The following is a 25929-nucleotide window of genomic DNA, read 5'->3' on the forward strand; positions in this document are numbered from 1 at the left end:
GCTTGCTGCGCTCACCCTATTTTTCGAGCAGCGCCACCGCTTCCACATGGGGTGACCACAGGAACTGGTCCACAGGCACAACGCGCACGATGCGGTAGCCACCTTCTACCAGAATGGACAGATCGCGCGCCAGCGTCAGCGGATTGCAGCTGACCGCAGCGATTTTTTTGATAGTGCTGCGTGCCAGCTCTTTCGATTGCGCTTCCGCACCGGCCCGTGGAGGGTCAAACACAACGGCGTCAAAGATCTTGAGCTCGCTTGTCATCAATGGCCGACGGAACAGGTCACGTTTTTCGGCTTTGACGGGTTTCAAACCCTGGGTTTTGCGGGCACCGGCATCCAGTGCCTTGATGGCCTTGTCATCGCCCTCAACCGCGAGAACCTGCGATTTTTCCGCCAAGCGTAATGAGAACGTGCCGCAACCTGCAAACAGGTCGACCACACGTTTGGCCTTGCCAAAATGGCCAACCACGATGTCCGCCATCGCATTCTCAGCAGCAATGGTTGCCTGCGTGAAGTTGCCGGGCGGTGGATTAACCTCGGCCTTGCCAAATTTTAGCGCCGGTTTTTGCGGTTCGATGAGGATTTCACCATTCAACGAAACGCGAGCAATGCCTCTCATCGCCAAAACGGTCTGGGTCAGCACATGGCGCTGTTTGTCATTGACGGATTTTATGCCCTCGACCGCGACATCAAGACCCGACAGGCTTTCCAGCACCGTCATGCGGAATGGTTCGGCACTCTGAACCATGGCTGTACCAATGGCCCGAAGATCGTTCAGTCGGCTGACAATGCCATCCGAAGTGACGGGACATTCGGCAATATCGACAATATGGTGACTACCTGCCTGGCTGAAACCGAGAAGCATGCTTTTTTCGGTTTTGCGCAGAGCAAAGACCGCGCGCCGACGCTGTTTGGGCTGACAGGTCACCAGAGCATCCACTTCAGGTGCCAGGCCCTTGGCTTTCAGGGCAGAAACGACGAGATCGCGTTTGAATTCGTGATAGGCCTCATCACCCATGTGCTGTAGCGAGCAGCCGCCACAGGTGCCTCCCTGACCATCCGGTCCGAAGTGGCGACAGAGCGGTTCGCGTCGCTGCGCAGAGGCTTCCGAAATCGACATGATCGTGCCTTGGTCCTTAACTCGCGCAATGGCGACGGTTTCGCCGGGCAGGCTGAACGGGACATAGACGGTGCCGTCGGGACAGTGTGCAATGCCGTCGCCCTGCGCGCCCATGCTCTGGATTTTCACCGTTTGCGTTGTCATGGCTTTTGGCCTCCGAGCAAAAATTCGATGTTTCCGTCTCCTCCGGCAATAGGCGAGGGAATGAGGCCAAGGCTTAGCCAGCCCATGTCCTCAACCAGCCATCGCTCAAGTTCGCGTGCAACATCAGGCGCGGTTTCTGGTGCCTTGAGCAGACCGGCTTTGCTGATGGCATCTCTGCCCGCTTCAAACTGTGGTTTGACTAGCAGCACTGCGTGGGCGCCAGCTTCGGCAAGCTCCAGCGCAGGCGCAAGTGCGAGCTTCAGCGAGATAAAGGAAACGTCCGAGACAATAAACGTCACCGGCCGGTCGAAAATATCTTCCGCTGTCAGGTAACGCGCATTGAGCCCTTCGATGTTGGTCACCGACGGGTTCTGTTCAATTCGGGCGTGCATCTGGCCATGGCCGACATCGATTGACGTCACGTGGGCTGCACCGCGCTCAAGAAGCACTTCGGTAAATCCGCCAGTCGACGCACCGACATCAAGGCATTCCTGGCCGCGCGGATCGAGTTTGAAATGGTCGAGTGCCGCCACAAGTTTCAGCGCTGCTCGCGAGACATAGTCCTGCGCAGGGTCAGCGGTGCTGATGGCCACGTTGGCTGCAAACATCGCAGCTGGTTTGGTGACCACCTGCCCGTTGACGCTGACCGTGCCACGTTCAATGGCATCGCGCGCGCGCGAACGGCTGCTGAACAAACTAAGTGCCACCAGCAACTGGTCTAGGCGTTGTGTTTCTGTTGAGTGAGACATGGGAAGTGTCAATGACTGCGGTCTGCCCTGAACGCAAGCCTTTTGTCGAGGTGAGCACTGATCTGACAACCATATGGCGGTGATGGGCATCATCTTTGCAACGCAAATGGTTTGTTCTGACCTATAATTTTGCTGCACACGCGAAATCCGGGTGCTTTTGCGCGGCCGATTAAGTGATTTTAAACGCGCTATCTGCAAGGTGCGATTGGCTGGCTGCCTTTAATCCCGCCGATTTGCCATGAGGGCATTTTCTAAAAATCCATGTTGCGACACCGGGGTTCTTGAGCGTCGGGCATGGTGCTGTTGATACATCAACTGTTCCGGAAAGAGCATTCAATGTCCTTGAAGAATTTCTCGATCAATTTGAAACTGATCATAACCTTCGTCGCCTTGATGGGGATTTGTCTTGTGGCATCTGCCGTGGTTTTCTGGCAGACACTCGACACGAAACGTATCTCTTCTGAACAGTTTAAAACAGACAAGATCGTGGAGTCGGTGGATGCGGCGCTCGCAGCAATGCTTGAGCAGGCCGTCAACCAGCGGGGCTTCCTGCTGTTCCGCAGCGACAGCACCTATAATGACGTATTCGCCAACCGCGAATTGATGCTGAATAAGCTCAATGAAGCCCGGACTTATGCAGCCGGTATGCCAGAGATTATTAAATCCATCGACGCGATGGAAGCATCGGCAACGGTGTTCCACAAGCAGCTTGCCGAGCCACAGATTGCTGCGCGCAAGACGACGGAAGCGCCGATTTCCGAGATCATCGAAATTGGCCGTAACCAGGCTAAGGGTCAATTGGATGGCTTCCGTACCAATGCGGCGACCATCAAATCGCAGCTTGCTGAACTGTCTGCATCACACTATGCGGCGCAGGACGCCGCACAGTTTAACCTGCAGATGGCGCTTCTTGGCGGCGGTGCAGTTGCTGGCGTGATTGCCATTGCTTTGATCCTGCTTCTGGCACGCGCTATCGCAACGCCAATCGTGCAGATGACGGAATCGATGAGCCGCCTTGCACAGGGTGACAACACTGTCGAAGTGCCGGCACTCGACCACAAGGACGAAGTCGGTAAAATGGCGCAGGCCGTTCTGGTCTTCAAACAAGCCGGTATCGAAAAGCTGCGTCTTGCCGACGAGACCGAAAGAATGCGCCTTTCGTCGGACGATGAACGTCGCCGCAACGAAGCTGAAAAGGCCCGCGAGGATGCTGAGAACAACGTCGCAGTTGAAGAACTGGCAAATGGCCTGACGGCTCTTTCCAACGGCAATGTCGCGTATCGTATTGAAAAGCAGTTCGCCCCGCGTCTGGACTCGCTTAGAAACGATTTCAACAATTCGCTTGAAAAGCTGCAGCAGACGCTGCGCTCGGTTGGCGAAAATGCTTCCGCCATCAACTCTGGCGCTGCTGAAATGTTGTCCTCTGCCGATGACCTTTCCCGCCGTACTGAACAACAGGCTGCATCGATCGAACAGACGGCCGCTGCTCTGGAAGAAGTTACAACGACAGTTCGCGATTCTGCCCGCGGTGCGGAAGAAGCAGGCAACTTAGTACAGCGTACCCGTGAAGGTGCCGAAAAGTCTGGCGTGGTGGTGCGTAATGCCGTCAAAGCCATGAAGGAAATTGAAAAGTCTTCGGGTGAAATCGGCAACATCATCGGTGTAATCGATGACATCGCCTTCCAGACCAACCTTCTGGCGCTCAACGCCGGTGTTGAAGCGGCGCGTGCCGGTGAAGCAGGCAAGGGCTTTGCGGTTGTTGCGCAGGAAGTTCGTGAGCTGGCGCAGCGTTCCGCCAATGCTGCAAAGGAAATCAAGTCGCTGATCACCGCTTCGAGCCAGCAGGTCGAAAACGGTGTGAACCTCGTTGATGAAACTGGCAAGGCGCTGGAAAAGATCGTTGCCGACGTTGCCGAAATCAGTACGCATGTCAGCGCCATTGTTGTTGCCGCTCGCGAGCAGTCCACCGGCCTTCAGGAAATCAACACGGCCGTCAATGCTATGGACCAGGGCACGCAGCAGAATGCTGCCATGGTCGAACAGCAGACGGCAGCCAGCCATTCACTGGCCCGTGAAGCAGAAGGCCTGAACACGTTGCTTGGCCAGTTCAATATCGGTGCCGTCAACCGCGTTGCCGCAACGGGAACATCATCCCACCGCCAGTCGTCGTCGGTGCGTCCACCGGTTCAGCCAGTGGTCAGAAAAACAGTGACAAGCCGTGGCCCGAGTGCCGCGACTGAAACGTCGCGTCCGGCTGCGTCGCCAGCTCGTTCTCTGGGACAGACATTGGCCCGTGCCTTTAACGCCAAACCGGCAGAAAGCACAGCCAAAGCCGCTGAGCAGGATTGGACAGAATTCTGATAAGCGGTTCCTGAAAGCGCTGTAGGCAATCACTTACAGCCTCATGGTTTCCATAACAAAATCCGACAACGCCGTGCGTCCGACAGGAGGCACGGTGTTTCTGCTTTCAAGCAGCCGTGCGAAACCCCCGCTCAGTGTTTCGCACAGCCTGCCTGGACATGAGAACATGTCTGCAACACCGGGTGTGACGTCCCGTTTGCTGCAATATTAACCTATCAACTCTGGTGGTTTTATCTTTGCGCTAAAGCACATTGCGGGGCGTTCTGCCCCTCGCAAACGATGTGCCCGCATGTCATCCATGGCATGATAGAGGGATAGGACGCCGGAGTTAACCGGCGTAACCCGTACCAGGCTGTGCCTGGCCCAGCGCCTTGAACACAGTGTTGACGATGCCAGCGCGGTCAAGCCCGGCATTGGCATACATGGTTTCCGGCTTGGCCTGTTCAACCCACTGATCTGGCAGTGTCAGGGTGCGAACCTTAAGGCCCGTATCCAGGAGACCGGCACTGGCCATGAAATGCAGCACATGAGCACCGAAGCCGCCCGCAGAACCTTCTTCAATGGTCAGCAGGACTTCATGATGGCTGGCAAGTTGGCGGATAAGGTCGAGATCCAGCGGCTTGGCAAATCGTGCATCGGCAACCGTTGTCGAAAGTCCGGCGGCGTCAAGATCTTCCGCCGCCATCAGGCATTCGGCAAGCCGTGTCCCGAATGACAGGATGGCAACCTTGCTGCCTTGCTTGATGACACGGCCTTTGCCGATTTCAAGGATTTCACCACGGGTAGGCATTTCAATGCCCACACCTTCGCCGCGCGGATAACGGAAGGAAATAGGACCTTCATCATAGGCGGCAGCGGTGCGCACCATATGTTTGAGTTCGGCTTCATCAGCGGCTGCCATGACCACCATGCCGGGCAGGGTAGCAAGGAATGTGGTGTCGAAAGAACCGGCATGGGTTGGGCCATCGGCGCCAACAAACCCGGCGCGGTCGATGGGGAAGCGCACAGGCAAGCCCTGAATGGCAACATCATGGACGACTTGGTCGTAACCGCGCTGTAGGAATGTCGAATAAAGCGCGCAGAACGGTTTGTAACCATCCGCAGCAAGTCCGGCTGCAAATGTCACGGCGTGCTGTTCGGCAATACCGACATCAAAGGTCCGCGACGGAAAGAGATCGGACAGCTTGTCGAGGCCAGTGCCGTTTGGCATGGCCGCGGTAACGCCAACGATCTTTTCGTCAAGCGTCGCTTCCTGCACCAGCGCTTCAGCAAATACGCTGGTGTAGCTCGGCGCATTGGGTTTGGCCTTGGCCTGCGCACCAGTAATGACGTCAAACTTGTTGACGCCGTGGTATTTGTCTGCGGCGGCTTCGGCAGGGGCGTAGCCCTTGCCCTTTTGTGTCACGACGTGAATGAGCACAGGGCCTTGCTGGTTGTCGCGCACATTGCGCAGCACCGGCAACAGATGGTCAAAGGAATGACCGTCAATCGGGCCGATATGGTAGAAACCAAGCTCTTCAAACAGCGTGCCACCAGTTACATAACCGCGGGCGTGGGTGACTGCCCGTGTAATGGCACGGTCAATGGTCTTGCCGAGATAGGCGGTCAGCTTCTTCCCGAAATCACGGATGCCCATATAGGTGCGGCCAGACGCCAGACGCGCCAGATAGGCGCTCATCGCACCGGTCGGCGGTGCAATAGACATGTCGTTGTCGTTCAGAATAACGATCAGGCGCGCATCGAGTGCACCGGCATTGTTCAGCGCCTCAAAGGCCATGCCGGCAGACATTGAGCCGTCACCGATCACGGCAATGACCTTGCGGTCGCTTTTGTCGAGTTCGGCTGCCACAGCCATGCCCAGACCGGCTGAAATCGACGTGGACGAGTGACCTGCACCAAAGTCGTCATATTGGCTTTCGGCCCGGCGGGTAAAACCAGAAAGACCGTCTTCCTGACGCAGCGTGCGAATACGGTCACGACGACCGGTCAGGATCTTGTGCGGATAACACTGGTGGCCGACGTCGAAGATAAGCCGGTCTTCAGGCGTGTTGAAAACCTTATGGATAGCGATGGTCAGCTCAACTACACCAAGGCCAGCACCGAGGTGGCCACCGGTACGGGAGACGGCATCGATCATTTCATCGCGAAGTTCCCGTGCCAGTTGGGGCAGGTCGCGGTCTTCAATCGTTTTCAGATCGGATGGAAAATGCACCCGGTCAAGCAATGGTGTTTCTGGCAATACGGTCAATCGTCCGGCCTTTATTCAGATGGCTCCAGCAGCAGATAAATTATCGCAAATCCATGTATTGCGAAATTCTGTCTGAGCAATTGGTCCACTTCTACAAAATGTCAACCTTGCGGCAAAGGAACAAACTCTTCTTCATCACCCGGAACAATGTCAAACCGGGCGGTTCTCCACTCTTCCTTGGCCTGTTCAATACGTTCTTTTGATGAAGAAACGAAGTTCCACCATATATATCGTTTGGAATTGAGGGCAGCCCCGCCAAACAGCATGATATGACAGCCTGTCTGTCCGCCCTTCAGCGTTATATTGTCGCCGGGGCGAAATACCAGCAATTGATCGGCGGCGAAAATATCGCCAGCAACATCCAGAGAGCCGGAAAGAATGTAGATCGCCCGCTCTTCATGCGTTGCATCGAACGGGAATGTGACGCCCGGCTCGAGGCTGATATCAGCGTAAAGTGTATCGGAATAGGTTGTAACTGGCGAAACCAGCCCACCCATCCCACCAACCACTACACGGCCGGATACGCCTTTGACATCAATATCAGGCATGTGTTCGCGCCCGGTATGGGCAAAGGCCGGTGCCATTTCTTCCAGATGATCGGGCAGCGCCAGCCATGTCTGCAAGCCGGACATAGACAGCGGGTGCCCGCGCAGGTTCTCCGGTGTGCGCTCCGAATGCACGATGCCGCGACCGGCCGTCATTAGATTGATATCGCCGGGGCGAATGACAAGTTCGGTCCCCAGGCTGTCGCGATGTTTGATCTCGCCGTCAAACAGATAGGTGACAGTCGAAAGGCCGATATGCGGGTGCGGCTTCACATCCAGCGCTTCACCGGCTTTCAAAATGGCAGGGCCCATACGGTCAAAAAAGATGAATGGCCCGACAAGGCGTCTCTGGCGGGTGGGCAGTGCCCGTCGCACGGCAAAGCCGCCAATATCACTCGAGCGTGGAATGATCAGGTTTTCGATCGCGTCGCAACTGAATGCATCACCGGCGGCTGGATCATTCCCAGGAAAAAAGGACATCGTGTATTTTCCTTCTTATTTCCCAGCAAACTAGCACAGATGAGCGGAATTGGCAGAGCACGTCTTGTGAACAGCGTGTACTGTTTTTGAATGGATCAACTTAAAGCGGAAATCCGCTTGAACGACTTATTCGCCGTCGAGCGGCTCAACACCTTGTGGTGCACCATTCCGATCAAGGCGGATTTTTTCGATGCGCTTTTCTGCGGCGGTCAGGAGGTTCTCGCAATGCTTTTTCAGGGCTTCGCCACGTTCGTAAATCTTGATGGAATCATCAAGTGCAACATCACCGCGTTCAAGACGGGCCACGATGCTTTCCAGTTCCGCGACAGCTTTCTCGAAAGAGTAGCTGCTAACATCGGTTGCGCTGGTCGTGTCCGTCATATTTAACCCTTCATCATTCTCAAAATATGCATGGCCGCCGACTCCGCCAGCCCTTCCAGATCATAACCACCTTCAAGCAGGCTGACGACCCGGTTCTGACAATATTTGTCGGCCATCTCCAGAAGTCGGCCCGTTGCCCAGTCGAAGTCATCACCGACCAGGTTGATATGTGCCAACGGATCGCGATAATGCGCATCAAAGCCGGCAGAGATGATAATGAGGTCCGGCGAAAAATCGGAGATCGCTGGCAAGACGCGGGATTTGAACGCCTCACGGAAATGATCGCTGCCGGTGTTGGGAGATAGAGGCGCATTGACCACGTTGTTCTTCACGCCGGTTTCGTTCTTGTCACCGCTCCACGGATAAAGTGGCATCTGGTGGGTAGAGCAAAACAGCACGGAGGTATCTTCCCAGAAGATATCCTGTGTGCCGTTGCCATGGTGAACGTCCCAATCGACAATGGCCACGCGTTCAGCACCATGCACTTTCTGTGCGTGGCGTGCGGCGATAGCGGCATTGTTGAACAGACAAAAACCCATGGCTTTTGACGTCTCGGCATGGTGGCCGGGAGGGCGTGATGCCACAAACACGTTATCGGCGGCGCCGGAAAACACATCATCCACCGCCGCCATAGCCGCGCCAATGCCGGTCAATGCGGCCTGAAGGCTTTTCGGTGAAGCATAGGTGTCGGCCTCAAGACGGTTGATACGGCCTTCCTCTTCCGGAATTTCCCGCATCACGCTCAGAAGATGTTCTTCCGGATGTGCCAGAAGCACCGCATCCTCATTGGCCTGTGGCGCCTGCTTGCGCTCGAGGCCACCGAAATTCGGGTGCTCCAGCGCAATGTTGAGCGACCGTAACCGATCGGGGCGTTCAGGGTGCCCCTCCGGTGTCAGGTGTTCGAGAAAAATGGGATGTTCGTAAAGACGTGTGGCCATGGTCTATCCAGGTGTCTTTTAAAAAAGGTGAAGCTGAAAAAAGCGGTCAGACGCGTTGTGGCAAAAGAGGATAACCCGCGAGAACTGCACGACCGGCAAGTGCCGCCAGAACTGCTTTGAGAACGTCACCTGGAATGAAAGCCAGCGAACCCAAGAAAGCTTTTTCCAGACCCGTGCCTGCCGCGTAACCCAGATAGGGCACACCGAAAGCATAAAGCACCGCAACACCGCCGGTGACGCTGGCAATGAAGAAACCAACGCCTTGGACCAGACCGGACTGCTGACGATTGACCAGTTTCTCCGAGAGATAACCGGTGACGAAAGCGGCAAAGATCCAGCCGATCAGATAACCGGTTGTGGGTGTGTTGAAGATCGACAGGCCACCACGACCGCCCGACAGCACCGGCAGGCCGATGGCGGCAATCAGGATCGTCAATAGCACAGCCAGCGTGCCGCGTTTTGCGCCGAGTACGACACCAGCTAGCATCACACCGAGCGATTGCGCCGTAATTGGAACGGGGATAATGGCGACCGGAATTGGCGGCAGCAATCCAAGCGCAATGATGATCGCTGAAAACAACGCAATAAGAACGAGGTCACGGGTCTTCATGGGTTTAGTCTCCCCTCAAAATATCAGGAGATGAGGTTTGGCCTCTGAAACCGCGCGCGTCAATGGCGTCGGCAATCGCATCGGCATCCTTCAACGTCATAATAATCAGCGGAACAAGGATCGTGTGCAATTTCGCCCGTATTCCGCGTGCCCGATGGGCGTCCTGCAACAACTCGTAGCGGTGAATGACCTCTGGTACGAAACGAATAACCAGCCCAACCGCAAGTCCGATGTCGGCAGCCTTGGCCAGTCCCAGTTTTTCCAGCGGACGAATGGCTAGCGTGATTTCGTCCATGAACTGCGAGATACTGACACTTGCCGTTATCGCGGTTGCTAAGAGCGTGAGCGCAGTCAGACGAAAAAGGGCAATGGTGGCTTCCAGTGGTGAGGCAAACATGAAGCTAAAAAAGGCGATTACCGCAATCGTCAGCATGACCGGCCGCAGACGCGATATGGTTTCTTTCAAACCCAGATGTGCCTGACACAAAACGCCACCACCCACCAGTAGCCCGAAGGCCAAGAGAAAGGGATCGCGCGTCATGAAAAGTGCAATGCTGAACAGGGCAAGCGAAATCAGTTTGACGCGTGGCGACAAACGGTAAAGCCAGCCGGTTCCCTCAACGTGCAGGCTTCTCATGACAAGGCCAATTCGCGGTAGAGGCTGATGGCAGTACCGGGTGACGTATCGGCGTGCAGACTACCCTGATTGAATACCAGCACACGATCGAAGGTTTCCAGCAGAGCAAGGTCATGGGTTATGACGATCAAGTCCTGCTCCAGCCCAGCCATGGTCTTTTCCACAAGTGCACGGTTCTTCAGATCAAGCTGGTTGGTCGGTTCATCCATGATCAGGATCTGGGGGCCCGTTATCGTCAATGCGGCCAGAGCCACCAGCTGCAACTCGCCACCGGAAATCTCATGGGCGCGGCGGTTTGCCAGATGTTCTATGCCAAGACGCTGCAAAACGGCTTCAACTGCGGCATCCAAGGCCGCCTTGCTCAGTCCGCGGTTTTTCAACCCGAAAGCAATGTCATCGCGAATAATGGGCAGGATGATCTGATTTTGCGGGTTCTGAAAGATAAAGCCGACCTGCCGCAAAACGGCAGCCTCGTCCTTGACGGTATCGAGCCCATTGACCGTGACGGTGCCGCTTGTTGGTTTGGTCAACCCGTTGATCATGCGGGCAAAGGTGGTTTTACCGGAACCATTCAACCCGATAATACCGATACGATGTTCGTTCAGCGTCAGGCTCAGAGGGTGAAGGGCAGTGCGGTTTTCAAACCGTGCGCCCGCCTGGTTAAAGCAGATGTCCAACCGCCACGTCTCCTGAAATACGATCATTCTTGTTCAAGGTCACGCGGAACGTTTGGAGCATCACGGCGAACCTGTAAAGGGTTCAGCAGTGGTGATGATTAGGAACAAAAAAAGAACATTGATTTTCAGATTTTATCGCACTAACGTTTTGACCATGGCGATTGAGATTGAAAATCAGATGGCACGACGGTTGTTTCTGGCAAGGCAGGGGCTTTGTGTCGCGCCCGCACGTGCCATGGACAAACAAGGCCTGTTGCAGCTTGTCGATAATATCGGCTTCGTTCAGGTGGACAGTATCGCCACCGTCGAGCGCGCCCACCATCAGATCATCTTTTCACGCAACCGCACCTACAAACCCAAACATCTGACCGAACTTCTGGAAAAGGATCGGTTGCTGTTTGAGCATTGGACGCATGACGCCTCCATCCTGCCGGCTCGATTTTTTCCCTACTGGAAGCACCGTTTCCGCCGCCGCGAACCGGGTATGATTGAGCGCTGGACAAGATGGCAAGGCGAGGGGTTCCGTCAGGCTGTTGACGAAACCTACGCACGGATTGTGCAAAACGGTCCGGTCATGTCACGTGACGTGAAGGCCGAGGATCATAAGTCGGGCGGGTGGTGGAACTGGCATCCTTCCAAAACCGCCTTGGAATTTCTGTGGCATACCGGCAAACTGTCGATTTCTGGCCGGGTGAACTTCCAGAAGGTTTATGATTTGACGGAACGGGTATTGCACCCTGATCACCACGAATCGGATGTCGATCATGATGCGTTTCTTGACTGGGCCTGCCGCGAGGCACTGAAACGGCTTGGTTTCGCAACCTCGGGCGAAATCGCTGCCTTCTGGGATATCGTAACACCGCAGGAAGCTAAGGCCTGGGTTGACAGCCACCGGGATGAATTGACCGATGTGACCCTCGCATCAGCCGATGGCAAAAAACTGCGCGCCTGCGTCGCCTTCCGTGACATTGAGGATGATTTGCAGGCAGTGCCTGAGCCGCCAAGCGGCATTCGTGTCCTCAGCCCCTTCGACCCCTTGCTGCGCGACCGTGCTCGGGCGGAACGACTGTTTGGGTTTTTCTATCGTATCGAAGTGTTCGTTCCCGAACCCAAACGGCAATACGGTTATTACGTGTTTCCGTTGCTGGAAAAGGACCAGATGATCGGCCGCATCGATATGAAGGCGGATCGCAAGCGCGGAACGTTGGACGTAAAGCGTCTATGGCTGGAGCCAGGGGTACGCGGTTCTGCCGGGCGCTTTGATAAGCTGGACGCCGAACTGAAACGGCTGGCACGGTTTACCGGTGTCGAGAGCGTCAATTATCTGGATGGCTGGAAAGGGGAATGATCCCCTTTCACCCATAATCTAAAACTCTGCAATCAACAGATTTCGGTCTCTGAGATATTGATACCAAAACCCTCAAGGCCAACATAGTGACGCTCACGGCTGGCCAGCAGCTTGATCGAACTAATGCCGAGATCTTTGAGGATTTGCGCGCCGAGACCAATTTCCAGCCACTCATGTTCGCGTGAACGAGCCTGTGCATGATCCTCGTCAATGGCTGTCTTTTTGCGGTTACGGCTTGGGTCACTTGCCTGACCAACACCGACAGAGCCTTCACGCAGGTAAACGATGACGCCGCGGCCCTGTTCAGCAATTTTTTGCATATAGTGCTGCACCGGCTGCTTGTTGCCGAAAATGTCGTCAGCAACATTTTCAGGATGCAGACGCACCGGAATATCGACGCCGTCACGGATATCACCAAAGATAATCGCCATGTGCTGCATCGGGTCCCAAGGCAGCGAATAGGTCTGTGCCTTTGCAGGGCCGTAGGGCGTATCGATGGTAAATTCAGATTCCATATCCACCAGCGTTTCTTTGCGCTGGCGATAAGCGATGAGATCGGCAACCGAAACCTGCTTCATGCCATGGGTCTCGGCAAAAGCTGAAACCTGCGGGCCACGCATGACGGTGCCGTCATCATTGACCAACTCGCTGATCACGCCAATCAATGGCAGGCCCGCTAGCTTGCACAGATCAACGGCTGCTTCGGTATGGCCGGAGCGCATCAAAACGCCGCCTTCACGCGACACCAGCGGGAATATGTGGCCGGGGCGAGTAAAGTCGGCAGCGCCGACATTGGGATTGGCAAGGTTGCGAACCGTCAATGTGCGGTCATCGGCAGAAATACCGGTCGTGGTGCCGTGCTTGAAGTCGACGGAAACCGTAAAGGCCGTGGTGTGGGCGCTATCGTTTTCTGCCACCATCGCATTGAGGTTCAGGCGTTTCGCCTCCTCACGTGGCATGGGCGCACAAACAATACCGGAGGTGTGGCGCACGATGAAGGCCATTTTTTCCGCCGTGCAATGCACGGCAGCAACGATCAGGTCACCTTCGTTTTCACGATCATCATCATCCATGACAACAACGATCTCACCGGCTTCGAAGGCGCGGATTGCTTCAACGACACGCTTTTGATCATAGGCCATGTTCAGTTCCTTACTTCAGACGGCCGGTCTGGCCACGATCCCGCAGATAATGATCGGCAACAGTGCATGCCACCATCGCCTCGCCAATCGGTACGGCGCGAATACCGACGCAGGGGTCATGACGGCCCTTGGTACGAAGATCGACGTTCTTACCGTCAGCATCAATCGACTGACGCTCGGTCAAAATGGAGGAGGTCGGCTTGATGGCAAACCGCGCAACGATCGGTTCACCGGTAGAGATGCCGCCGAGAATACCGCCAGCATGGTTGGACAGGAATATCGGTTTGCCGTCATTGCCCATTCGCATCTGGTCGGCATTTTCTTCACCGGTCAGTTCGGCAGAGGCAAAACCTTCACCGATCTCGACACCCTTTACGGCATTGATCGACATCAGATTGCTGGTGATGTCCTGATCGAGCTTGGCATAGATTGGCGCGCCCAATCCGGCCGGCACATTTTCAGCGACCACTTCGACAACCGCACCAATCGAGGAACCGGCTTTGCGGATGCCGTCGAGATAGTCTTCCCAAACCGGAACCATCTCTGCGTCAGGGCAGAAAAACGGGTTCTGGTCGATCTGGTTCCAGTCCCAGTTATCGCGGTTGATCTTGTGTTTGCCGATCTGCACCAGTGCGCCACGCACAGTGACCTGCGGCAGAATTTTTCGCGCCAGACCACCGGCCGCCACACGGGCTGCCGTTTCACGCGCCGACGAGCGGCCACCACCACGGTAATCACGAATGCCGTATTTCAGATCATAGGTGTAATCGGCGTGCCCCGGACGATACTGGCGGGCAATTTCGCCGTAATCCTTCGAGCGCTGATCGGTATTTTCGATCAGCATGGAAATTGGAGTGCCGGTGGAAATGAATGTTTCGCCATCCTCATCCAGCATCACGCCGGAGAGTATCTTGACGATATCGTCTTCACGACGCTGCGTCACAAAACGGCTTTGGCCGGGTTTGCGCTTGTCGAGATAATCCTGAATGTCACGCTGGGTAAAACGGACGCCGGGAGGGCACCCATCAACGACACATCCCAAGGCTGGACCGTGGCTCTCGCCCCAGGTGGTAACGCGGAAAAGATGACCGAAAGTATTGTGCGACATGTATTCAGACCAAGGCAATCGCGACCGTTTGTGAAGGGCGCATTGTTGATGAAAGCAAAGCTGTCATAGTGGAAAAAGGAAAGAAGGCAAAAGCCTTTCTTCCCGTGCGGCAAGAGAAACGGCAATCAAGCCTCAGGAGGCCATCGACCAGACGCCGGATTTCGCCTGTGCGGAAAAGTCTTCTGCGCTCAGCGGCTTGGCAAAGGCGTAACCCTGTAAGAGGTCACATCCCATTTGCGCCAACATGGTAGCGTGATCCATGCTTTCCACGCCTTCCGCCACGGTTTCGATGCCAAGCGAGCGGGCAATATCGATAATCGAGCGAACGAGCGCGCGTTCCTGCGATGCCTCAAGAATGGGCATGACCAGCTGACGATCGATCTTCAGACGCTTCGGCTTCAGTCGCAGCAGACTGACGATCGAGGTGTGACCTGTACCGAAGTCGTCGACCTCGATATCAATGCCCAATGCTTTGATGCTTTCAATATTCGATGACACGAGATGTTCGCTCTCATCGAGGAAGATCGATTCTACCAGTTCAAACGCCACTTCGCCGGGCATGATGTTCAAATCAGCCAGGCTTTCCATCAGGTGTTCGTTGTTGAGGCGGCGCAGCGACACGTTGACAGAAACGCGGGGCAGGGTAACGCCCTTCAGGTTCCACAAACGTTTGTCGGTCAGCGCCGTTTCCAGCATCTGCCGATCAAGTGATGCCATGACGTTAAGGTCTTCGGCGATTTTCAGGAACTTGTCTGGCGTGACGATACCACGTGTCGGATGGCGCCAGCGGATGAGGGCTTCAGCACCGACAATCTGCCTGGTCCTGGCGCAGAACTGTGGCTGGTACCAGGTTTCAAACTCGCCGTTTTCGATGCCGACCAGAATTTCATCGGCGATACGTTTGGTGTTGATAACCTCAGCCTGCAGGTTCTGCGTAAAGAACTCATAGCGGTTACGGCCCATGCTTTTGGCACGATAAAGGGCAAGGTCGGCATTGATCAGCGTCTTGCGGGCATCTGCATGTATGCCCTCACCAAACGCAATGCCGATGGAAACACCGCAACGGCAGGAAAAGCCCTCGAAATCCAGAGGTTGGCGGAAAGCGTCGATGATGTTGAGCGACAGGTCTTTCAGCGTCTCGCGGTCACAATTGTTCTGCACGACAATCACAAACTCGTCGCCGCCAATACGCGCCACCAGATCATCCTGATGCACATATTGTTTGAGGATTTTCGCAGCGTGAATAAGCATGGCGTCGCCGGCCGCGTGGCCAAGCGTGTCATTGATCTGTTTGAAGCGATCTAGATCCAAGTGGATGATCGCAAAACGGTTGCGGCTTTTGACCTCGCGTTGCGGCAGCGCATCCAGCTCCAGGTCCAGCTTGCGGCGGTTGAAAAGGCCAGTCAACGGGTCATGAAGTGAGTTATGCTCGATGCGGTTCTTGGCAATTTCCAACTCGGCATTTTTGGCTTCCGCGTCTTCCTTGGCGGTCTGTAACTGCTGGGCCAGCAACATGTCGGCGGTAATATCAAAGGCAATACCGACGATTTTTCCCTCGCCACTCCGCCCTCTGTAAATCTGTCCTACGGACCGGACATAGCGCACCTCGCCGGAGGGCAGGCGGACACGCTGGATATCTGACAACTGCGTGTTGTTAGAGGTCGACGTGTCGGCGCGCTCCGCCGCAGTTTCTCGATCCTCCTGCACGAGACAATCCAGCCAACGCTGGCGAGATACGTGGCCGTTACCGATATACTCCAGCTCATAAAGCTGGTGCATGCGGCGATCCCAGATCGCACCATCTTGAGAGAGATGCGATTCCCATGTGCCGCACTGGTAGGACGCAAGTGCAAGGTCCAGACGGCCGGAAAGCTGTTCCAGATCCTGTTCGCGGCTGAACAGCTCCTGCAGGGCGAGTTCTAGTTCCGCGTTTTTGATTTCACTGGTCGACATCGCATCGCGCAGGTTTTGCGCCATCATGCTGTCGGCAGACACATCCCAGGCAATGCCGGTCGTGCGGCGTGTGCCGTCCGGTCTGGTATAGTTGGCGCCGGCTGAGCGAATATACCTGATGGAGTTATCGGCCAGTTTCAACCGGTAGATTTGCGAGAATGTTTTGGTGCCAAGCATACAGTTGAAGACATAGGCTTCCGTGGCCGCGCGGTCCTCCGCAACAATCATGCTTAACCAGCTCTGCAGCGACACATCCTGTTCCAGCATGGCCAGACCATGCAGACCGGAAGCACGTTCGTCCCAGAAGCAGCGTTCTCCATGTTCATCCAATTCCCAGATGCCGATGTTGGAAGACTCCATTGCCAGCTTGAAACGCTGGGAAATCTCCTGCAATCGGCTTTCACGGGCGCGAAGCACCGCGATGTTGCGGTTACGCTCTGAAATCAGGAAGCTCGCTATAAAAATTGGCAGGATCATCGCAATTGCAGCCGACGATAGCATAAGCCGGAAGGTGCCTTTGCCTTCAGGCATGGCATCCCAACCCTTTTTGGGGCTGGCCATGATGTCCCAGGAACCACCGGGAATATTCAGCTGTCTGATCGCAGGCTGCGAGTTGACGACATGGTCTGCGCCGATGAAGGCGGTGGTCGTATTGCTGTTTTTCAGCGCCACTTGCAGCCCGTCCATTTCCCGGGCGATCTCATTGTCGGGATGGGCATTGGCTGCATCCAGAAACTTGTCCTGATCGATAACAAGAACGACCGCGCCATGCGCGTTAGCCTGTTCTGTTTCGCTGTCCATGATCGGAACGACGAGAATAAGGGCACCATCCTCTGCATTGCTCATGATCGGTGCAGTCAGCTTGGTATCGGCAGGTGTTCCCTGACGAATTTCCTCAAGCCGCTTTTCCATCATCTGCCGGATTTTCTCTTTCGGAAAATCTGAGACCCATTGGGCGGGGTAGATGTTCTGCAACTGGTAGCCGGGTGCAAGCCCGATACTGATGAAATGACCGCTGGAATTGAGGTTATGTTCGGCGAGACTGCCAAACCGCTCAACTGGATCATTGGAAACATTGATCGTGGAATGGGCCAGCGAGCGGATCAGGCTGACGTCATGATCAATACGCGCAGACAATCTGTTGCGCAAAAGCTGTGACAGATTATGCGCCGTGGTTCGCAATTCGGTGCGGAAATTCTCAGTATGGCGCATGTCCACGACAAGAACCGCGATAATCACCACGCAGGAAAGCAACACCGATGCGACAATTGAACCGCGATAAGTACGTGAAATGCCTGTATATTTTTTCTGGAAAAAAGATGCCGCACTCAAATCGGGAAAACTCTCCTCGCCAAAAAGTGTGCCGTGTTACGGAAATACTGCGCAATACAGCACAGATTTCACAGGCATTCTCATTTTACCCAGGCTCGCACTATAGTCGACGCGAGTTAATTTAGACTTGAAATTTTACTTGGCACGGGATGGTGGGGAAATCTCTTTGCGGGCGCTTGATTGCACTAAAAATTCAGGTCATCAATTGCGCCAAAATGTCATTGTTACGGGCGAATTCCGCCACAATCAGGAGGCAAATCTTGTCAAAGGTTTTGATGGCGAATGCGCTTGGGAAGGTTAAGTCGATGCGTTTGATGATTGCAGCACTGTTGGCGACGGCAAGCTTCTTGTCTCCGATCAACGGCTTCGCTCAGAGTGCGGATGTCGAATCCACCATCAGCAAGGTCGACGAAAATGGCCTGACCATTACCCTGAGCGATGGCAAGAACTACAAGGTTCCGGAGGAGTTTAACTTCGAAGGGCTGAAGGCTGGCGTAAAGGTCGTCGTGTTCTACACCGAAGTTGATGGCAAGCGCGTCGTTGACGATCTGGAAGTTGTCCAGTAACGCCGCAGTCATCGACCTGTTTTGAAGAATAAGGACTGGCTGATTACAGCCAGTCAGCCGTTTTATCGGCAAGCGAAATTTTCAGGATTCGATCCTGCGGAATTTCCGTGTTGGCCGCAACTGCAGTATCCATTCCCGTGACCAGCCTGAAAATTGAGCGGATAACGCCGCCGTGGCAGACACAGACCGTTGGCTTGTCGACAGACGACAGCCATGCCCCGATGCGCCATGAGAGAATCTCGTAGCTTTCGGCATGTTTGCCTGGCGGGATAAAGTCCCATTTGGCGCGGTTGCGGGCTTTCACGCGGTCAGGCACTTCAAGTTTCAGTTCGGGCAGGGTGCGGCCTTCCCAGTCGCCGAAGGAAATCTCGACCAGTCTATCGTCGGTTCTATAGTCGAGTGCAGGTAGCTGCATCGCGCTGCGGATAAGCTGCATTGTCTCGCGTGTACGGCCAAGCGGGCTGGCCACGAAATCAAACTGCGAGACAGTATCACCAAGCAGGTCGCTCAGCGCCTTGCCGTTCGCAACCGCCTGGCTGCGCCCGAAGTCATTCAGCGGTATGTCTTTTTGCCCTTGAAGGCGGCGTTCGGCATTCCAGTCGGTCTGTCCATGTCTGATTACATAGATAAGCACGCGTATCCTTTCGCCGCCTTCCGGCGTATTTCAATCAGTCTTTCACTACGGAGATGTCTGGCGCATCCACGGCCTTCATGCCGATGGTGTGGTAACCCGAATCGACGTGATGAATTTCGCCGGTAACGCCGGTCGAAAGATCAGACAGCAGATAAAGCGCAGACTTGCCAACTTCTTCGATGGACACGGTACGCTTCAGCGGCGCGTTATATTCGTTCCATTTCAGGATATAACGGAAGTCACCGATGCCAGATGCAGCGAGCGTCTTGATCGGGCCGGCCGAAACCGCGTTGACGCGAATGCCGCGGTTGCCGAGATCAACCGCCAGGTAACGAACGCTGGCTTCGAGAGCAGCCTTTGCAACGCCCATGACGTTGTAGTTCGGCATGACCTTTTCCGCACCGTAATAGGTGAGGGTGATGATCGAGCCGCCATCATTCATGATAGGCTCTGCGCGCTTGGCGACAGCCGCAAGCGAGAACACCGAAATGTCCATCGTGCGGTTGAAGTTGTCACGGCTGGTATCGAGGTAACGACCGGTCAGCTCGTCCTTGTCGGAAAACGCGATGGCGTGAACAACGAAGTCGATCTTGCCCCAATGCTTTTCCAGCGCAGCAAAAACCTCATCGATTGTTCCAAGGTCCGTCACGTCACAGTGGCCGGCCATGAAGGCACCCAACTCTTGTGCAAGCGGTTCAACACGCTTTTTCAAAGCGTCACCCTGCCAGGTCAATGCAAGTTCGGCACCTGCATCGGCGCAAGCCTTGGCAATGCCCCAAGCGATTGAGCGGTTGTTTGCAACGCCCATGATGAGGCCGCGTTTGCCAGCCATAAGGCCGGATGTCTGAGCCATGTTATGCTCCCTGATACCTACAGCGTCCTTGTGCGTTTGAGAAAACGCACAAGGACGCTGTAATATTTTAAGTTGCTGCAAGATTTTCACCGCAAATCGATTCCGATTTAGGGTGATGCAGTGGATTGACCTGCCTATGGCATAGCCTGCTTGCCGGTTCAAGCAGGCAGAGGATCATCTCCTGTTAGGGAGTGTCACAAAGGGTGCTTGACCAACAGGTTTCGTGAAAATGTCACAAATAAAGGCCCTGACGCATGTGGCGCATCAGGTCTGTTACCTTTTCGTCGGGCTTTTCCAGAAGCACGATGCGGATTTCCATTACCAGATCACCGCGTTCGCCTTTGTCGTCGTAGAGACCTTTACCAGGAATACGGATAGTCTGGTCGGAACCGGACCATGCCGGCACGGTGACGGAAATTTCGCCTTCGGGCGCCAGCAATGTAGTTTCACACCCGAGCACGGCATCCTGCAACGACACCGAAAGAGGAGTGTGGATATCGTATCCATTGATCCTGAAATTGTCGCTGCGTGCGGCAAGCAGGGTAATGGTCAGATCGCCGCGCTGCATGCCGGGGATCTTCAGGCCCTGACCTTTAAGCCGCACAACATGACCGTGGGTCATGCCAGGCTCGATCTGGAACCGGACCTCGCGTTCGTCGCTTAGCGTCAAGCTGACAGATTTCTTTTCCAGGAAATCGCTGACAGTGACGGTTGCTTCCGCCGTGATATCAGGCGCTTTTTCAATCACCTGGCTTGTGCCCGTCAGGCGTTTGAAAAGGGATGTGATGAAGGATCCGGCAGCAGCGATAGCCGCCGGTGTCTTGTCACCGGATGCATCGGTTTCGGAATAGGCCTGAGCCTCGTTTGATGTGGTGCCGTTGCCAGAAGTGCCAGCCGTACCGGAAGTGCTGCTATCGCTTGCAGAGGTTTTTGCCTGCTGCTGGCGCGCCTGCGCACCAAAAATCCGCTCCAGCATATCTTCCGGCGCTTCGGGTGCTGTCGCATCGGCAGGCTTGCCGGAGGCAGCGCCCTGCGGTTTGCGGGCTTCGGCCTTTGCCAATTCTTCCATCAGCTTTTCGGCAGCCTTTGCGCGTTCGGCGGCCTCACGGGCGGCTTCGCGCTGCTGCATGATGGTCTGCTCGCGGTGTTTTTGTGCCGCTGCCTTGCGCGCCTGATCATAGCGGTCACGCTTTTTGGGATCTTTCAGAACGTCGTAGGCCTGCCCAACCTCGGCAAAACGCTGCGATGCATTGGGGTCATCCCGGTTCTGGTCGGGATGGATTGACTTGGCTTTGGAGCGCCACGCCGCCTTGATCTCGTCGGCGGGAGCATCACGTTTGACGCCAAGCACGGAATAAGGATCACGCATCTGAACCACCGGTAACGCTTTTCCCTGTTCTTCTCATCATGAGAACGAGGGTGAAAATACACTTGCGGTAAGCTGGTCGCGATCATTCGCGCCCTCTTCCTGCTTAAACTGCACAAGACTTTGGCGACAAGTTGCTAATCAGACCTTTACGCGCGGGGTTCAGCCGCGCTCCCAGCGGGTTTTCGCGTGGATAAGGTAAATAGATTATTTCTGGTTGAAGCGGGTCATCAACCATTCGCCTGCTTCTGAAAGGCACGTTTGGCCCGAATAGCTGGCGATACCCTCATAGGAATGACGGGTGGTGTCAAAGTTGCGGCAAAGGAAGCCGGTGGAGTTGTCTTCGCGAATGGCGGTAATCACGCCAGCACTGCCGGTTGTGGTATTGGCCCAGGGAAGGGGAGAATTGGACAGTTTTGAAAGATCGGCTGACGTTACGGCATTGCGCACGGTAACATCGTCGGTCTGAACGGTGGGGCGGTTGCCACCGGACACGGAGGCTGTGGAAAGGCTGGTATCAGCCTTGTCGCCACCAAACAGGTTGAGGCTGCTGACACAGGATGTAAGCATCAAAACAGCCGACATGCTCAGGAAAAGACCTGCGCCTGTTTGCAAGCTGCTCTTTGTTCGCCTGTTCGACTTTGCTATGACGTTCACCATCTTCATGCCGGAGATCATCTCCGGGTTTGCCAATCAGTTCAGGAGCTTTTTATTCAATATGTCTGAAAGTGGGTTAACAACCGGTGACTTCACCGAGGAAAACGAACCCTTTGCTCTTTTCGGGCAATGGCTGAACGACGCAACCGCGTCCGAGATCAACGATCCGAATGCGGTCGCACTGGCAACTGTCGATGAATACGGCATGCCGAGCGTCCGCATGGTTCTCCTCAAGGATTTTGATGAGCGAGGGTTCGTATTCTACACGAACTTCGAGAGCCGCAAGGGACTGGAAATTCTTGGCCAGAAAAAGGCAGCCATGTGTTTTCACTGGAAATCCTTGCGCCGACAGGTCCGTATCCGTGGCGATGTGGAAATTGTCAGCGACGAAGAGGCGGATGCGTACTACGCGTCCCGCCCGCGTGGCAGCCGCATCGGCGCATGGGCGTCCAAGCAGTCGCGCCCGCTGGAAAGCCGTTTCGCGCTGGAAAAGGCCGTTGCCGAATATACCGTACGTTACGCGGTTGGAGACATTCCGCGCCCGCCGCATTGGTCCGGTTTCCGTATCCGCCCCGTTACCATTGAATTCTGGCACGACCGTAATTTCCGCCTGCATGACCGGGTGGAATTCAGACGCGACACGGCAGAAGGTGACTGGAGCAAGGTACGCATGTACCCGTGACCATCTGTCCTGTGCGTGGCAGATTGGCACCGCGCACCGGACACACAGTGTATCTTGATGATGAGTATTTGCGTGTTGTCCAAGACGAAGTCGTTTCAGGCCGGGCTGTTTGTCCGTGTAATAAAAGCCGCCCGTGTTCCGGCCCTGGCATTGTGTTCCGTGGCGGCTATGACATTTGGTGGTTCTGCGAATGCCATGGACGAGGTGGCCTTGAAAGCGGCGATGGCGTCGTTCGGCGAAGCGGCGCAAGCGCAGCGGCTGGAGAATGAGATTGCCGCTTACGTAAAATCAGGTGACCTCGAAAAACTCACGCAATTGGCTGAAGACATCCAGGCCAAGGATGGAGAGTTTCTCAATATTCTGACGCTGATCGTTGAACAGCAGGAACAGGATGTCAGTGAAGAGCTGGCGCTGATGGCGGTTGATCCACACCAGATCGCTCTGCAAATGGGGCCGTGTCACCACGCCAATATTGCCATCCGCTCCTTGGCGCTGATGATCGCTGATGGCGCCGAACCCACCATCAGAAATGATGTCGTCATGGTTGATGGCACTCAGCTCGATAATGTCTTTGCTGAAACCATCAATCGCTGTGAGCGTATCAAGGGTTTGCCGCAGCGTGTGCCGCAGATCGGCTCATTATGTATGATGACCGGTAACTGCTCCGATGATCCGGACCTCGCACCGCAGCCCTGATACATCTGCCTTGGCATTATCTTTTATAAATCGCGCACAGCTGCGTCGTTGATTGTGTTGATGAAGTCGGTCTTGGCGCGCGTATAGGCGTCGCCATCATATTCAAACTTCTGTGCCAGTTGCAGTTTTAGCCCCTGGTACTGCAGAGCAAGATCGCTGTTCTCGCGCAGCCTGTCCCTGAACAGAACACGGCGGGTATGGGTCAAACTGTCAGGCGGGCATACATAAAGACGCTGATGGGGCAGGACGTCGCGACGCAAGAAGGCCCAGACGCCGTCGCCATCACGGCTGCCGCGCGGTGCATAACCAGCGTGTTCCAGAGCGGCTCGGCAAAAATCCATATCAGTGAGGTCACCAAGGATGATGTCTACATCGATACAGGGCTTGGCAGACAGGCCAACAACGGCCGTGCTGCCAATATGCTGGATATCAAGGAATTTGCCCGGCAGAAGGATGTGTATGTCCTGCCGGATTTTTTCGAATTCAAGTGGCCATGAGGCATCATAGGGAACGATTTCAACCTTCGTTCCCATAGGGTTTTAAGCCTGTGTGCCGCCGACGGTGACTTGATCCATGCGCAAGTGCGGCTGGCCAACACCAACTGGAACCCACTGGCCTGCCTTGCCACAGTTGCCAATACCGGTGTCGAGTTTCATGTCGTTACCAACCATCGAGATGCGCTTCATAGCATCCGGGCCGTTGCCGATCAGCATGGCGCCCTTTACCGGCGCACCGATCTTGCCGTTTTCGATCAGATAGGCCTCGGTGCAGCCGAACACGAACTTGCCGGAGGTGATGTCCACCTGACCACCACCGAAGGATACGGCATAAATGCCCTTCTTGACTGAGGCGATAATTTCTTCCGGCGTCTTGTTGCCGCCCAGCATGTAGGTGTTGGTCATGCGGGGCATCGGTACATGGGAGTAACCCTGCCGTCTGCCGTTGCCCGTCGGCGTCATGCCCATCAGGCGGGCATTCTGGCGGTCCTGCATGTAGCCGACCAGTTTGCCATTTTCGATCAGGACATTGTAGGCAGACGGTGTGCCTTCATCATCGATGGTGATGGAGCCGCGACGGTTGTCGATGGTACCATCGTCAACCACGGTCACATCAGGTGCTGCAACCATCTCGCCCAGCAAACCTGCAAAGGCTGAGGTTTTTTTGCGGTTGAAGTCACCCTCAAGGCCGTGACCAACCGCCTCATGCAACATCACACCTGGCCAGCCGGAACCCAGCACGACATCCATGGTGCCCGCGGGCGCATCGATGGCGCTCAGGTTAACCAGTGCCTGACGCAACGCCTCGTCGGCGCCGCGCTGCCAGTTGTCTGTCGCGATAAAATCACCAAAGCCTACACGTCCGCCCGACCCGAAGGAGCCGCTTTCCTGGCGGTCGCCTTCTCCGGCAATAACGGAGATGTTGATGCGGGTCATCGGGCGAATATCGCTGACACGGTGGCCGTCGGCGCGCAAAATATCAACGATCTGCCAGCTTGCCGAAACCGATGCCGTCACCTGACGTACCTTCGGATCCTTGTCGCGAAGGTAGGTGTCGATATCCTGCAGCAGCTTTACTTTTTCTTCGAAGCTCGGTGAACCGATCGGGTTCTCGTCACCGTAAAGCTTGCGGTTTGTTCCCTGTGGAGCGGCCGCGTAAGAACCGGAATAACCCTTCGTTACGGCAGAAACAGCATCCGCTGCGCGTTTGAATGCGCCTTCAGACAGTTCACCGGCATGAGCATAACCAACGGTCTCGCCAGCCACGGCGCGCAGGCCAAATCCCTGGTCGGTGTTGAAGCTGCCGCCTTTCAGGCGTCCATTATCGAAGGTCAGTGATTCCGCCTGCGCATGTTCGATAAACAGTTCACCGTCATCCGCTCCCGAAAGAGCATCTGCCACAAGCGCGCGCATCTTTGCTTCGTCGCAATCAAACAGGGACAGAAGATCTTTCGTCATCACATGCTCCATCGGTTTGCCGTGGTTTCTGGCACTAGCGGACCTAATCCCTGATAGTGCAGACCATAGCGTAAAATTATGAAGGGCGTCCGCCGGGTCTGCGAACGCCCTCAAGGTATGATGTAGGCTCTGGTGGTCGCTGGCGCAAGCAGGCCAGCGGTCAGGCAATCTGGTTAGGGAAGTGCGTCGTACCCTTCGGAAAAGCCGGAAAGTTCGATCGGAATACCAACACGATCCTGATCAACTGATTCCCGCAGTGCAAAAACGGCTGACTTGCCAGCGCGCAGCACCTTCATCAGTTCGTCGTCAATGTCCACTTCCACGTAGCAACCTTCAGAGAAGCAACGTGTGAAATATGCGCGGCCGATATTGTTATTGTCGACGTAAAGCTCCATCCCGTCTTTCAGCAGCACGCCGAGCGGCGCCAGAATGCGCAGAATGCGGGATTTACGGTCAGCGGTCTTTAGCACGACAACGGAGAGACCAACTTCGGGCCTGTCATCCGCAATCACGTTTTGCATCAGCGCACACTGCTCTTCAGACGCACCAGCCGGCTTGTCGCAAATCACCGACCACGATCCATGGTTGGAACGCGCCATGCCCGGAGCGGGTGGCTGGCCGGGTGCAGGCTGCGGTTGCTGTGCCATAACCGATACTGTCGGCATGATGATCGCTAGTCCCGCGGCTGCAAGCACAGTGCGGGCAAACGGGGTGAAACCCATGAGTACCTCTGGAATTCGAATC

General features: G+C 55.4%; 24 protein-coding genes. 5 read left to right on the plus strand and 19 right to left on the minus strand.

What is annotated here, in order from left to right; all coding sequences use genetic code 11:
* Positions 1 to 16 precede the first annotated feature (16 nt).
* Complete coding sequence (locus IB237_RS03240) at positions 17 to 1267, minus strand: class I SAM-dependent RNA methyltransferase (protein ID WP_192487153.1); 1251 nt, start codon at positions 1265 to 1267, stop codon at positions 17 to 19.
* Positions 1264 to 2016, minus strand: coding sequence for a TlyA family RNA methyltransferase (locus tag IB237_RS03245; RefSeq protein WP_192487154.1), 753 nt, complete (start codon positions 2014 to 2016; stop codon positions 1264 to 1266). The genes IB237_RS03240 and IB237_RS03245 overlap by 4 nt, the downstream gene beginning before the upstream one ends.
* Before the next feature lie 336 nt (positions 2017 to 2352).
* Between IB237_RS03245 and IB237_RS03250 the strand changes: the two genes are divergently transcribed.
* Entirely contained in the window at positions 2353 to 4377 is a 2025-nt protein-coding gene (locus IB237_RS03250) for a methyl-accepting chemotaxis protein (RefSeq protein WP_192487155.1), read from the plus strand.
* Between the two features lie 328 nt (positions 4378 to 4705).
* On the opposite strand, the gene dxs is transcribed toward IB237_RS03250, so the two are convergent.
* The 7 genes from dxs to IB237_RS03285 all read right to left on the minus strand — a co-directional run bounded on the left by dxs (position 4706) and on the right by IB237_RS03285 (position 10893).
* Positions 4706 to 6625 (minus strand): 1-deoxy-D-xylulose-5-phosphate synthase, encoded by a 1920-nt coding sequence (dxs, locus tag IB237_RS03255; RefSeq protein ID WP_192487156.1) that lies wholly within the window; start codon positions 6623 to 6625, stop codon positions 4706 to 4708.
* A 101-nt stretch (positions 6626 to 6726) separates the two neighbouring features.
* Complete coding sequence (locus IB237_RS03260) at positions 6727 to 7650, minus strand: pirin family protein (protein WP_192487157.1); 924 nt, start codon at positions 7648 to 7650, stop codon at positions 6727 to 6729.
* A gap of 126 nt (positions 7651 to 7776) precedes the next feature.
* The gene (locus tag IB237_RS03265; protein WP_192487158.1) at positions 7777 to 8031 is read right to left on the minus strand and encodes an exodeoxyribonuclease VII small subunit; all 255 of its coding nucleotides are present in this window, start codon (positions 8029 to 8031) and stop codon (positions 7777 to 7779) included.
* A gap of 2 nt (positions 8032 to 8033) precedes the next feature.
* Positions 8034 to 8969 carry a histone deacetylase family protein gene (locus IB237_RS03270; RefSeq protein WP_192487159.1) on the minus strand — a complete coding sequence of 312 codons (936 nt, stop codon included), beginning with the start codon at positions 8967 to 8969 and terminating at the stop codon, positions 8034 to 8036.
* A 46-nt stretch (positions 8970 to 9015) separates the two neighbouring features.
* Positions 9016 to 9579 (minus strand): biotin transporter BioY, encoded by a 564-nt coding sequence (locus IB237_RS03275; protein WP_192487160.1) that lies wholly within the window; start codon positions 9577 to 9579, stop codon positions 9016 to 9018.
* 4 nt (positions 9580 to 9583) lie between these two features.
* A complete protein-coding gene (locus tag IB237_RS03280) occupies positions 9584 to 10216 on the minus strand; it encodes an energy-coupling factor transporter transmembrane protein EcfT (RefSeq protein ID WP_192487161.1) in 633 nt (210 codons plus the stop codon).
* The gene (locus IB237_RS03285; RefSeq protein WP_192487851.1) at positions 10213 to 10893 is read right to left on the minus strand and encodes an energy-coupling factor ABC transporter ATP-binding protein; all 681 of its coding nucleotides are present in this window, start codon (positions 10891 to 10893) and stop codon (positions 10213 to 10215) included. The genes IB237_RS03280 and IB237_RS03285 overlap by 4 nt, the downstream gene beginning before the upstream one ends.
* Before the next feature lie 154 nt (positions 10894 to 11047).
* On the opposite strand from IB237_RS03285, the gene IB237_RS03290 reads away from it, so the two are divergent.
* Positions 11048 to 12241, plus strand: a complete 1194-nt coding sequence (locus tag IB237_RS03290) for a winged helix-turn-helix domain-containing protein (RefSeq protein ID WP_192487162.1) — start codon at positions 11048 to 11050, stop codon at positions 12239 to 12241.
* A gap of 32 nt (positions 12242 to 12273) precedes the next feature.
* Here IB237_RS03290 and ribB read toward each other — a convergent pair whose 3' ends face one another.
* The 3 genes from ribB to IB237_RS03305 form a co-directional block, all read right to left on the minus strand.
* Complete coding sequence (gene ribB, locus IB237_RS03295) at positions 12274 to 13383, minus strand: 3,4-dihydroxy-2-butanone-4-phosphate synthase (RefSeq protein ID WP_192487163.1); 1110 nt, start codon at positions 13381 to 13383, stop codon at positions 12274 to 12276.
* A gap of 10 nt (positions 13384 to 13393) precedes the next feature.
* On the minus strand, positions 13394 to 14491 hold the full coding sequence (aroC, locus tag IB237_RS03300; RefSeq protein ID WP_192487164.1) for a chorismate synthase: 1098 nt from the start codon (positions 14489 to 14491) through the stop codon (positions 13394 to 13396).
* 132 nt (positions 14492 to 14623) lie between these two features.
* Positions 14624 to 17776, minus strand: a complete 3153-nt coding sequence (locus IB237_RS03305; protein WP_246787623.1) for an EAL domain-containing protein — start codon at positions 17774 to 17776, stop codon at positions 14624 to 14626.
* A 305-nt stretch (positions 17777 to 18081) separates the two neighbouring features.
* Between IB237_RS03305 and IB237_RS03310 the strand changes: the two genes are divergently transcribed.
* Positions 18082 to 18342 carry a DUF1344 domain-containing protein gene (locus tag IB237_RS03310; protein WP_192487853.1) on the plus strand — a complete coding sequence of 87 codons (261 nt, stop codon included), beginning with the start codon at positions 18082 to 18084 and terminating at the stop codon, positions 18340 to 18342.
* Positions 18343 to 18385: 43 nt separating this feature from the next.
* Here IB237_RS03310 and IB237_RS03315 read toward each other — a convergent pair whose 3' ends face one another.
* The 4 genes from IB237_RS03315 to IB237_RS03330 all read right to left on the minus strand — a co-directional run bounded on the left by IB237_RS03315 (position 18386) and on the right by IB237_RS03330 (position 21765).
* A complete protein-coding gene (locus IB237_RS03315) occupies positions 18386 to 18976 on the minus strand; it encodes a histidine phosphatase family protein (RefSeq protein WP_192487165.1) in 591 nt (196 codons plus the stop codon).
* Positions 18977 to 19010: 34 nt separating this feature from the next.
* Entirely contained in the window at positions 19011 to 19829 is an 819-nt protein-coding gene (gene fabI, locus IB237_RS03320) for an enoyl-ACP reductase FabI (protein ID WP_192487166.1), read from the minus strand.
* A 232-nt stretch (positions 19830 to 20061) separates the two neighbouring features.
* Complete coding sequence (locus tag IB237_RS03325; protein WP_192487167.1) at positions 20062 to 21198, minus strand: DnaJ C-terminal domain-containing protein; 1137 nt, start codon at positions 21196 to 21198, stop codon at positions 20062 to 20064.
* Between the two features lie 204 nt (positions 21199 to 21402).
* Positions 21403 to 21765, minus strand: coding sequence for an RT0821/Lpp0805 family surface protein (locus tag IB237_RS03330; RefSeq protein WP_371815226.1), 363 nt, complete (start codon positions 21763 to 21765; stop codon positions 21403 to 21405).
* A gap of 148 nt (positions 21766 to 21913) precedes the next feature.
* Between IB237_RS03330 and pdxH the strand changes: the two genes are divergently transcribed.
* Together pdxH and IB237_RS03340 are read left to right on the plus strand one after the other, a co-directional pair.
* Complete coding sequence (gene pdxH / locus IB237_RS03335; protein ID WP_192487168.1) at positions 21914 to 22534, plus strand: pyridoxamine 5'-phosphate oxidase; 621 nt, start codon at positions 21914 to 21916, stop codon at positions 22532 to 22534.
* Positions 22535 to 22606: 72 nt separating this feature from the next.
* Positions 22607 to 23230 (plus strand): hypothetical protein, encoded by a 624-nt coding sequence (locus IB237_RS03340; protein WP_192487169.1) that lies wholly within the window; start codon positions 22607 to 22609, stop codon positions 23228 to 23230.
* A gap of 23 nt (positions 23231 to 23253) precedes the next feature.
* Here IB237_RS03340 and IB237_RS03345 read toward each other — a convergent pair whose 3' ends face one another.
* From IB237_RS03345 to IB237_RS03355, 3 genes are all read right to left on the minus strand, one after another.
* The gene (locus IB237_RS03345) at positions 23254 to 23763 is read right to left on the minus strand and encodes a GrpB family protein (protein ID WP_192487170.1); all 510 of its coding nucleotides are present in this window, start codon (positions 23761 to 23763) and stop codon (positions 23254 to 23256) included.
* A gap of 6 nt (positions 23764 to 23769) precedes the next feature.
* Positions 23770 to 25185 carry a metalloprotease TldD gene (gene tldD, locus IB237_RS03350; RefSeq protein ID WP_192487171.1) on the minus strand — a complete coding sequence of 472 codons (1416 nt, stop codon included), beginning with the start codon at positions 25183 to 25185 and terminating at the stop codon, positions 23770 to 23772.
* Between the two features lie 173 nt (positions 25186 to 25358).
* The gene (locus IB237_RS03355; RefSeq protein ID WP_192487172.1) at positions 25359 to 25907 is read right to left on the minus strand and encodes an invasion associated locus B family protein; all 549 of its coding nucleotides are present in this window, start codon (positions 25905 to 25907) and stop codon (positions 25359 to 25361) included.
* Positions 25908 to 25929 lie beyond the last annotated feature (22 nt).

Origin of the sequence: Agrobacterium sp. AGB01 (assembly GCF_014851585.1) — a bacterium.
Lineage (GTDB): Bacteria > Pseudomonadota > Alphaproteobacteria > Rhizobiales > Rhizobiaceae > Agrobacterium.